Annotated in this window: 5 protein-coding genes; 1 reads left to right on the forward strand and 4 read right to left on the reverse strand. The window is 69.8% G+C overall.

Going from position 1 to position 8591, the window contains the following annotated elements:
• Window positions 1–134 precede the first annotated feature (134 nt).
• The 4 genes from ald to AB0I18_RS41425 form a co-directional block, all read right to left on the reverse strand.
• Entirely contained in the window at window positions 135–1250 is a 1116-nt protein-coding gene (gene ald / locus AB0I18_RS41410) for an alanine dehydrogenase (RefSeq protein ID WP_363110928.1), read from the reverse strand.
• Between the two features lie 163 nt (window positions 1251–1413).
• Window positions 1414–3462, reverse strand: coding sequence for a tetratricopeptide repeat protein (locus AB0I18_RS41415; protein ID WP_363110929.1), 2049 nt, complete (start codon window positions 3460–3462; stop codon window positions 1414–1416).
• Between the two features lie 297 nt (window positions 3463–3759).
• Entirely contained in the window at window positions 3760–4386 is a 627-nt protein-coding gene (locus AB0I18_RS41420) for an NUDIX hydrolase (RefSeq protein ID WP_363110926.1), read from the reverse strand.
• Between the two features lie 109 nt (window positions 4387–4495).
• The gene (locus AB0I18_RS41425) at window positions 4496–6163 is read right to left on the reverse strand and encodes a CTP synthase (protein ID WP_363110930.1); all 1668 of its coding nucleotides are present in this window, start codon (window positions 6161–6163) and stop codon (window positions 4496–4498) included.
• A 482-nt stretch (window positions 6164–6645) separates the two neighbouring features.
• Between AB0I18_RS41425 and AB0I18_RS41430 the strand changes: the two genes are divergently transcribed.
• Complete coding sequence (locus AB0I18_RS41430; RefSeq protein WP_363110931.1) at window positions 6646–8454, forward strand: glycoside hydrolase family 15 protein; 1809 nt, start codon at window positions 6646–6648, stop codon at window positions 8452–8454.
• The last annotated feature ends 137 nt before the right edge of the window (window positions 8455–8591 follow it).

Raw genomic sequence — 8591 nt, forward strand, 5'->3', positions numbered from 1 at the left:
GTTGAACGAGTGTCGCAAAGTGACCCGACACACACCCGGCCGGACCTTGTGGGGCAAGGTCCGGCCGGGTGTGCGAGGTTGACGACCTGTGTTGACGTATCGCCTTTTGTCGGTGCCGAGATCGGCCCAAAAGGTCAGCCGAGCAGGGTCTCCAGTTCGACGTGCTCCAGGCCGTGCGCCTCTGCGACCTCGCGGTAAACCACCTTGCCGTCATGGGTGTTGAGGCCCTTGGCGAGCGCCGGGTCACGGCGCAGCGCCTCGACCCAGCCGCGGTCGGCGAGTTCCACGATGTACGGGAGCGTGGCGTTCGTCAGCGCGTACGTCGACGTGTTCGGCACCGCGCCGGGCATGTTGGCGACGCAGTAGAAGACCGACTCGTGGACCGGGAAGGTCGGCTCGGCGTGGGTCGTCGGACGCGAGTCCTCGAAGCAACCGCCTTGATCAATCGCGATGTCGACAAGAACACTTCCGGGCTTCATCCGCGACACGAGCTCGTTGGTGACGAGCTTCGGGGCCTTGGCGCCCGGGATGAGCACGGCGCCGATGACGAGGTCGGCTTCGAGGCAGGCCTTCTCCAGTTCGAAGGCGTTGGAGACGACGGTCTGGATCTTCGTGCCGAAGATCTTGTCCGCCTCCTTGAGCTTGTTGATGTCGCGGTCGAGCAGGGTCACGTGGAAGCCCATGCCGATGGCGATCTGCGCCGCGTTCCAGCCGGAGACGCCGCCGCCGATGACGACGGCCCGGCCGGCCAGCACACCCGGGACGCCGCCGGGCAGCACACCGCGGCCACCGTTGGCGCGCATCAGGTGGTAGGCGCCGACCTGCGGGGCCAGCCGGCCCGCGACCTCGGACATCGGGGCGAGCAGCGGCAGCGCGCGACCGGGCAGTTCGACCGTCTCGTACGCGATCGCCGTGGCGCCGGACTCCAGGAGCGCGTCCGTGCACTCCTTGGACGCGGCCAGGTGCAGGTAGGTGAAGAGCGTCTGGTCCTTGCGGAGGCGGTGGTACTCCTCGGCGATGGGCTCCTTGACCTTCAGCAGCAGGTCGGCGGTGGCCCAGACCTCGTCGGCGGTGGCGATGATCCGCGCTCCGGCGGCGACGAACTCGTCGTCCGTGATCGAGGAACCGACGCCGGCGTTCTGCTCGATGAGGACCTGGTGGCCGTGGCGCACCAGCTCGTGCACGCCGGCGGGGGTGATGGCCACCCGGAACTCGTTGTTCTTGACCTCGCGGGGGATGCCGACCTTCACGTCGATCACGGTCCTTGGCTCAGAAGGGTCTGGGGTAACGCTGCGCATGCCAGAACGATCCCTGACATACCCGGAGGCACGGGGGCACACCGGGAGACACCACGAAAGGACGCGGCGGAGCCAGTCTAATGAAGGGATTCCCTCTGTCTAGCCTTTCAATGCATCAACCTTCTTCGGATGTACTGCGGATTTCGTAGGCGTTAGCGTCATGTTCCCTGGCTGATGCGTCCTCCGGGAGCTCATCACCCAGCATGCGCTCGGCCGCGCCGCGGTGCAGCCGGGCGGCCGTGGGGTCGCCGAGCCGGTCCAGCGTGTCGGCGAGCCGGAGCTGCAGCGCGGCCCCCAGCCGGACGTCCTCGGCGCGGCGCGCCCACTCGACCGCCTCCTGGCAGGTGCGCAGCGACTCCTCGGGCCGGCCCGCATATTCCTGCACCCGGGCCAGCTCGCTCAACGCCCTTGCCTGGCCCGGCACATCGCCGGTCCTGCGGTGTCCGGTGACCGCCGAGCGCCAGTTGAGCAGCGCCTCCCCGTAGCGGCCCGCGTAGGTGTGCACGGTGGCGATACGGCCGTGCAGCCGGGCCGCGTCCACCCGCTCGTCGCGCGCGAGCCGCTGGGCGAGCGCACGGCCGTACCAGTCGGCGGCCCGGTCGTAGTCCCCGAGCTCCTGGTAGGCACCCCCTACGGATTCCATCGCGCGGCCGGTCGCATACGGGTCCTGGGCTTCCCGTCCGGCGTCCAGGGCGGCCCGGTAACGGGCCAGAGCCTCCGTCGTACGACCGGTCCGGGCGTCCAGGTCGGCGAGGTTCAACAGCGCGGCGGCCTTCTCCCTGGGCAGGTTCCGCCGCTCGGCGACATCGAGGACGAGCCGGTGGATGCCGTACAGCTCGGGCGCCGCCGCCTGCGTACCGAAGTGCGCGACCATCGCCCTGACCAGCGCGGCCATCAGGCGGCGGGCCAGTGTGTCCAGCTCTCCGTCGGCGACCGCGAGCCGGGCGGCGGCCAGCAGCGCGGGCTGCCGGATGGTCAGCCAGTCGGCGGCGGCCCGGGGGTTCGGGAAGCGCAGCGCGCGGGGCATCCCGGCGAGTTTCTCGCGGGCGGGCGAACTGTCGGTCTCGGTGATGGCCCGGCAGGACACCAGCAGCCGTACGGTCCGCTCCAGCATCCGGGCGCGGGCCAGCTGGAGTTCGGCCGGGCGGTCCTGGGTCTCGGTCAGCCTGCGCAGCAGCGGCAGCAGACAGCCGGGCACCTCGTACTGCGGCAGCGGCGACTCGACGTGCCGTACCAGGCCGAGCGCGACGAAGTCGTCCAGCGTGGTGTGGGCGGCGCCGACCGAGCAGCCGGCCAGCGCGGACGCGGTGTGCGGATCGACGAGACCCCCGGGGGCGAGCGAGAGGAGTCGCAGTATCCGGGCGGCGGCCGAGGTCAGGCCCGCGTACGCGAGGCGGAAGACGCGGTCGAGGACCGGGCCGCCCTCGTCACCCTCGGTGCGCAGCTGCTTGGCCAGGTCGGCGACGGCCGCCTTGGGCCGGTGGGCCAGCCAGGCACCGGCGAGCACCAGCGCGGCGGGCTGGCCCGCGCAGATCTCCACGAGCCCTTCGGCGGCGACCGGGTCGACCGTGATGCGTACCGCGCCGGTGTACCGGCCGATGAGTTCGAGGGCGGACTTGGTGTCCAGGCCGCCGAGGGTGCAGGGGCGGACGTCGGCGATCCCGGTCAGGGGTCCGCCGGAGACGGCGACGACGAGGCAGTCGGGGGTGTCCGGGAGGAGCGCGTCGACCTGTTCGGCATCCGCCGCGTCGTCGAGCAGGAGCAGGACGCGGCGGACGGCGAGGGCCTCGCGCAGCGCCTCGCAGAGGTCGTCCTCGTCGGCTCCGGCGGGGGTCGGCCGTTCGAGAGCCGTGAGCAGGTCACGGGCGGTGCGTTCGGTCGGCCGGGGGGTGCCGTCGGGATCGGCGAGACGGGCACGCAGAACACCGTCCGGGTAACTGTCCGCGACCTGCCGTACGAGCTCTTCGGCGAGCGCGCTGCGACCGGAGCCGGGCTTGCCCGCGATGAGCAGCACGCGCGCGCGTGGCGCTTTCCGGCCTGAGATCGTGTCAAGACCGGCGCGCTCGATGTCGGCCCGGAGTTCCTTCAACTCTCTTGTGCGGCCCAGGAACTGACTCTCCGTGGGACCAGGGTCGGCAGCCGGCTGCTGTGCTTTTTCGGACACCGAGGCTTCGCCGGCGTCCACCGCCTGATCCGTCACGGGCCACACTCCCGTCCTACTGCACGCGCAAGCCCGCCGGGACTCCGGACGGGGCGTTTCCAGAGCCTAGTTCACGCTCTGCGACGATCCGTGCGGAGCGCGGCGGGTACGTCCCCCGATCGGATCAGCAGATCGTAGGACCGATGCCGTCAGGCGAACATCAGAGGCGAGCCGAGGTCCGCGCCCTGTAAGGGGCGCGGGGAACTGCGCGACCAGCCCAGACGGACCGACAGTTTTCAAGACCGCCGATCCCGCGGAGCGCTACGCTTCGAAGGGCCGAGCCGGCCACGGCGCCTCGGCCGGGCGCAGCGCGTCCGGACCGTCCCCGCTGCGGGCGGCGACCAGGGAAAGGACGCCCACGACGAGGCAGTTGTTGTGCAGCTCACCGGCGAGCACACCGCGTACGAGCTCGTCCACGGGGACCCGCGAGAGCTCCATGTCGGCCTCTTCGTCCTCCACCTCGAAGCGCTGTCCCTCGGCCTCGGACAGATCGCGGGCGAGGAAGACGCGGACGGCCTCGTCGCAGCCGCCGGGCGTGGTGAACACGTCGGCGAGTACCCGCCAGTCCTCGGCCTTGACGTGAGCCTCTTCGTAGAGCTCGCGCTGGGCCGCGTGCAGCGGGTTCTCGCCCGGGATGTCGAGCAGGCCGGCCGGGATCTCCCAGAGCTTGTGGCGCACCGGGTGCCGGTACTGGCGGATCACCAGGACACGGTCCTGGTCGTCGAGGGCGAGGACGGCCACCGACCCGGGGTGCACCTGGTAGTCGCGGCGGGCGACCGATCCGTCGGGCATGACCACGTCGTCCGTCCGCACGGAGGTCTTGTTGCCCACGAACGGGGTCTCGGTCGCCCTGACCTCCCACTCCTCGGCGGTGTCCTTGATGGTCATGTCGACTTGTCCTCCCACGCGCACGAACCTGCCGCAAACCCGCGGCAACAGAAAACCGGGGCACGCGCCCGCAAAGGACGCGCACCCCGGCAACCGTACAACCGTCGTGCTACTTGCCCGTCTTGCGCTCCACCGCGGCCTTCACCAGGCCCGCGAAGAGCGGGTGCGGCCGGGTCGGGCGCGAGCGCAGCTCCGGGTGGGCCTGGGTCGCGACCAGGTAGGGGTGGACGTCGCGCGGGTACTCCAGGTACTCCACGAGCTTGCCGTCCGGGGACGTGCCGGAGAAGTGCAGACCCGCCTTCTTCTCCAGCTCGGCGCGGTAGGAGTTGTTCACCTCGTAGCGGTGGCGGTGGCGCTCCTCCACGTACTCCTTGCCGTCGTACACCTCGCGCACGATCGAGCCCTCGGCGAGCTTGGCGGGGTACATGCCCAGGCGCATCGTGCCGCCCATGTCGCCCTCGCCCGCCACGATGTCGAGCTGCTCGGCCATGGTGGAGATCACCGGGTGGCCGGTCGCGGCGTCGAACTCGGTGGAGTTGGCGTCCGGGATGTCGGCCAGGTTGCGCGCGGCCTCGATCACGATGCACTGCAGGCCCAGGCAGAGGCCGAGCAGCGGGATCCTGTTCTCGCGGGCGTACCGGATCGCGCCGACCTTGCCGGACACGCCGCGGTCGCCGAAGCCGCCGGGGATGCAGATCGCGTCCACGTCCGAGAGCTGCCCCGCCGCGCCGGCCGGGGTCTTGCAGTCGTCCGAGGTGACCCACTTGATCTTCACGCGGGCCTTGTTGGCGAAGCCGCCCGCGCGCAGCGCCTCGATGACCGAGAGGTAGGCGTCGGGCAGGTCGATGTACTTGCCGACCAGCGCGAGGTTGATCTCGTGCTCGGGGTTGTGGACGCGGTCGAGCAGGTCGTCCCAGGTCGTCCAGTCCACGTCGCGGAACGGGAGGTCCAGCTTGCGGACGACGTACGCGTCGAGGCCCTCGGTGTGCAGGACCTTCGGGATGTCGTAGATGGACTTGGCGTCGATGGCCGCGACCACGGCCGCCTCGTCGACGTCGCACATCAGCGAGATCTTGCGCTTGATCGCGGTGGGCACCTCGCGGTCGGCGCGCAGCACGATCGCGTCTGGCTGGATACCGATGCTGCGCAGAGCCGCAACCGAATGCTGGGTCGGCTTCGTCTTCAGCTCCCCGGAGGGGCCGATGTACGGAAGGAGCGAGATGTGGACGACAAACACGTTGTCGCGACCGACCTCGTGACGGACCTGACGGACGGTCTCCAGGAACGGCTGCGACTCGATGTCGCCGACCGTGCCGCCGACCTCCGTGATCACGACGTCGACGTCGTCGGTCGCCATGCGGCGGATGCGGTGCTTGATCTCGTTGGTGATGTGCGGAATGACCTGCACGGTGTCGCCGAGGTACTCGCCGCGCCGCTCCTTGGCGATGACCGTCGAGTACACCTGGCCGGTGGTGACGTTGGCGGAGCCGTCCAGATCCACGTCGAGGAAGCGCTCGTAGTGGCCGATGTCCAGGTCGGTCTCGGCCCCGTCGTTGGTGACGAACACCTCACCGTGCTGGAAGGGGTTCATCGTGCCCGGGTCGACGTTCAGATACGGGTCGAGTTTCTGCATGGTGACCCGCAGACCCCGCGCCTTGAGCAGCGCGCCCAGGCTGGAGGCGGTCAGGCCCTTGCCGAGGGAGGAGGCGACACCCCCGGTGACGAAGATGTGCTTGGTCGTCGTGGCTGTGCTGCTTCGAAAAGCAGCGGGCGGCATGGCCAAGAGGGGGCTCCCGTGGTCGCGGTCTGGAGTGCGGTACGGCTGCCCGACCCGGAGGTTTCCGGAGGTGCCGTCGCTGCGGTTCGGGGGTCCCTTTTCCTGCCGAGGCGCCCACCGGTCCACGGGCTACCAGGGTATCAGCGACGGGGCGAGGCCGCTTCCGGCCACGCTCCGCACACGGGCCGACACGCACCACAGTCGTGCTCACCCGTTCGCCACAACCGCGTTCTTGAGAGCGGCGCGCGGATCATCATCGTGCGTCGTATCCTGCTCGGACGATCGCTGCCGAGCCAGGCCGACAAACGGCACCACCCCGCCCGTAATCCCGGACCAAGAGCTCGTCAGTTCGTTTCGCAACGACAATCGCTGCAACCATTGACACGCGACCAATGACGTTTCGCGACGACGTATTACCAACGATCCCTTGACCGCAAGAGAGCGACCGCCCCTCGGGGGGCGACGTGGCCGTTCGACTGGAGATGCACGTGGCCCGGCGCATCGAAGACTACGCACTTATCGGAGACATGCAGACTGCGGCACTGGTCTGCAGGGACGGCACGGTGGACTGGCTGTGCCTCCCCCGCTTCGACTCCCACGCCGTCTTCGCAGGACTGCTCGGCACCGAGGAGCACGGCTTCTGGCGACTGGGGCCGGCCCATGCCGCCGACGCCGAACCGCCGACCGCGTCCCGCCGGCACTACCGCGGCGACTCCCTGATCCTCGAATCGGAGTGGGATACGCCACGCGGCACGGTCCGCGTGACCGATTTCATGCCACCTCGTGACGGCGCGCCCCAACTGATCCGGATCGTCGAGGGCATCACAGGACGGGTGCCGATGCGCTCGGCCCTGCGGATGCGTTTCTCGTACGGGCGTGTGGTGCCCTGGGTGCACAAGCACGACGGGCGGACGGTGGCCGTCGCCGGACCGGACTCTGTGTGGTTCGACACGTCCGCCGAGACCTACGGCAAGGCCCTGACGACGTACGCGGACTTCACCGTGGCACCGGGTGAGCGGATCGCGTTCGCCATCTCGTGGGAGCCCTCGCACAAGCAGCCGCCCGCGCTGCCGGAGCCGGAGCAGGCACTGGAGGCCACCGAGGACTTCTGGCGCGAATGGGTGGAGCAGTGCACGTACCACGGCCCCTATCGCGAGGCCGTGGTCCGTTCCCTCATCACGCTGAAGGCGCTGACGTACGCGCCGACCGGCGGCATCGTCGCGGCCCCGACGACCTCCCTCCCGGAGGAGATCGGCGGTGTCCGCAACTGGGACTACCGCTACACCTGGCTGCGTGACGCCGCCATCACGCTCTCCTCCCTGCTGCGTACCGGCTACCGGGAAGAGGCGCGCGCCTGGCGCGAGTGGCTGCTGCGCGCGGTCGCCGGCGACCCCGAGAACCTGCAGATCATGTACGGCATCGCGGGCGAGCGGGAGCTGGGCGAGGCGGAGCTCGACTGGCTGCCCGGGTACGAGAACTCGACCCCCGTCCGGGTCGGGAACGGCGCCGCCAACCAGCTCCAGCTGGATGTGTACGGCGAGGTCACCGAGGCCCTGCACCTCGCCCACATGACGGGCCTGGCCCGCAACGACTACGCCGCGCTGCTCCAGTTGAAGCTGATCCGCTATCTGGAGGACCACTGGGACGAGCCGGACGAGGGCATCTGGGAGGTGCGCGGCCCGCGCCGCCACTTCGTGCACTCCAAGGTGATGGCCTGGGTCGCGGTCGACCGCACCATCAAGCTCATCGAGTCCGGCGACGCGGACGGGCCGCTGGAGAAGTGGCGCGAGCTGCGCGACGACATCCACCGGGACGTGTGCGAGCGGGGCTACGACAAGGAGCGCAACACGTTCACGCAGTCGTACGGCTCCAAGGAGCTGGACGCCTCGCTGCTGCTGATTCCGCAGATGGGCTTCCTGCCGCCGGACGACAAGCGCGTGATCGGCACGATCGAGGCCATCCAGCGCGAGCTGTCGACCACCGACGGCTTCATCCTGCGCTACCCGACCGCAGGCGAGGACGCGGGCGTGGACGGCCTTGAGGGCGACGAAGGCGCGTTCCTGGCCTGCTCGTTCTGGATGGCGGACGACCTCGCGATGATCGGCCGCGTGGACGAGGCCCGCAAACTCTTCGAGAAGCTGCTCGCCCTGCGCAACGACCTCGGCCTCCTCGCGGAGGAGTGGGACCCGCATCTCAAGCGGCAGGTCGGAAACTTCCCGCAGGCCTTCAGCCACGTGCCCCTGATCGACACGGCACTGCGCCTGACGGCTTCCGGAGCGTACGGCGGCTGACACGAGTAGGGCGGTCGGGCAACCGCCGGTCCGGGGGGCGGGGGGACCCCCGGCCCCGCCCCCGGGGGGGGGGCGAGCACACCTGGGTAAACCACTTAACCAAAACGTCAAATATCTTGTCGGGTGTTGGGGTTTAT

Source organism: Streptomyces sp. NPDC050704, assembly GCF_040654355.1.
Lineage (GTDB): Bacteria > Actinomycetota > Actinomycetes > Streptomycetales > Streptomycetaceae > Streptomyces.

Excerpts from the sequence above, each read along its gene's own strand:
- AB0I18_RS41425 (WP_363110930.1), bottom strand. The coding sequence starts at position 6,163 with ATGCCGCCCGCTGCTTTTCGAAGCAGCACAGCCACGACGACCAAGCAC.
- AB0I18_RS41420 (WP_363110926.1), bottom strand. The coding sequence starts at position 4,386 with ATGACCATCAAGGACACCGCCGAGGAGTGGGAGGTCAGGGCGACCGAG.
- AB0I18_RS41430 (WP_363110931.1), top strand. The coding sequence starts at position 6,646 with ATGCACGTGGCCCGGCGCATCGAAGACTACGCACTTATCGGAGACATG.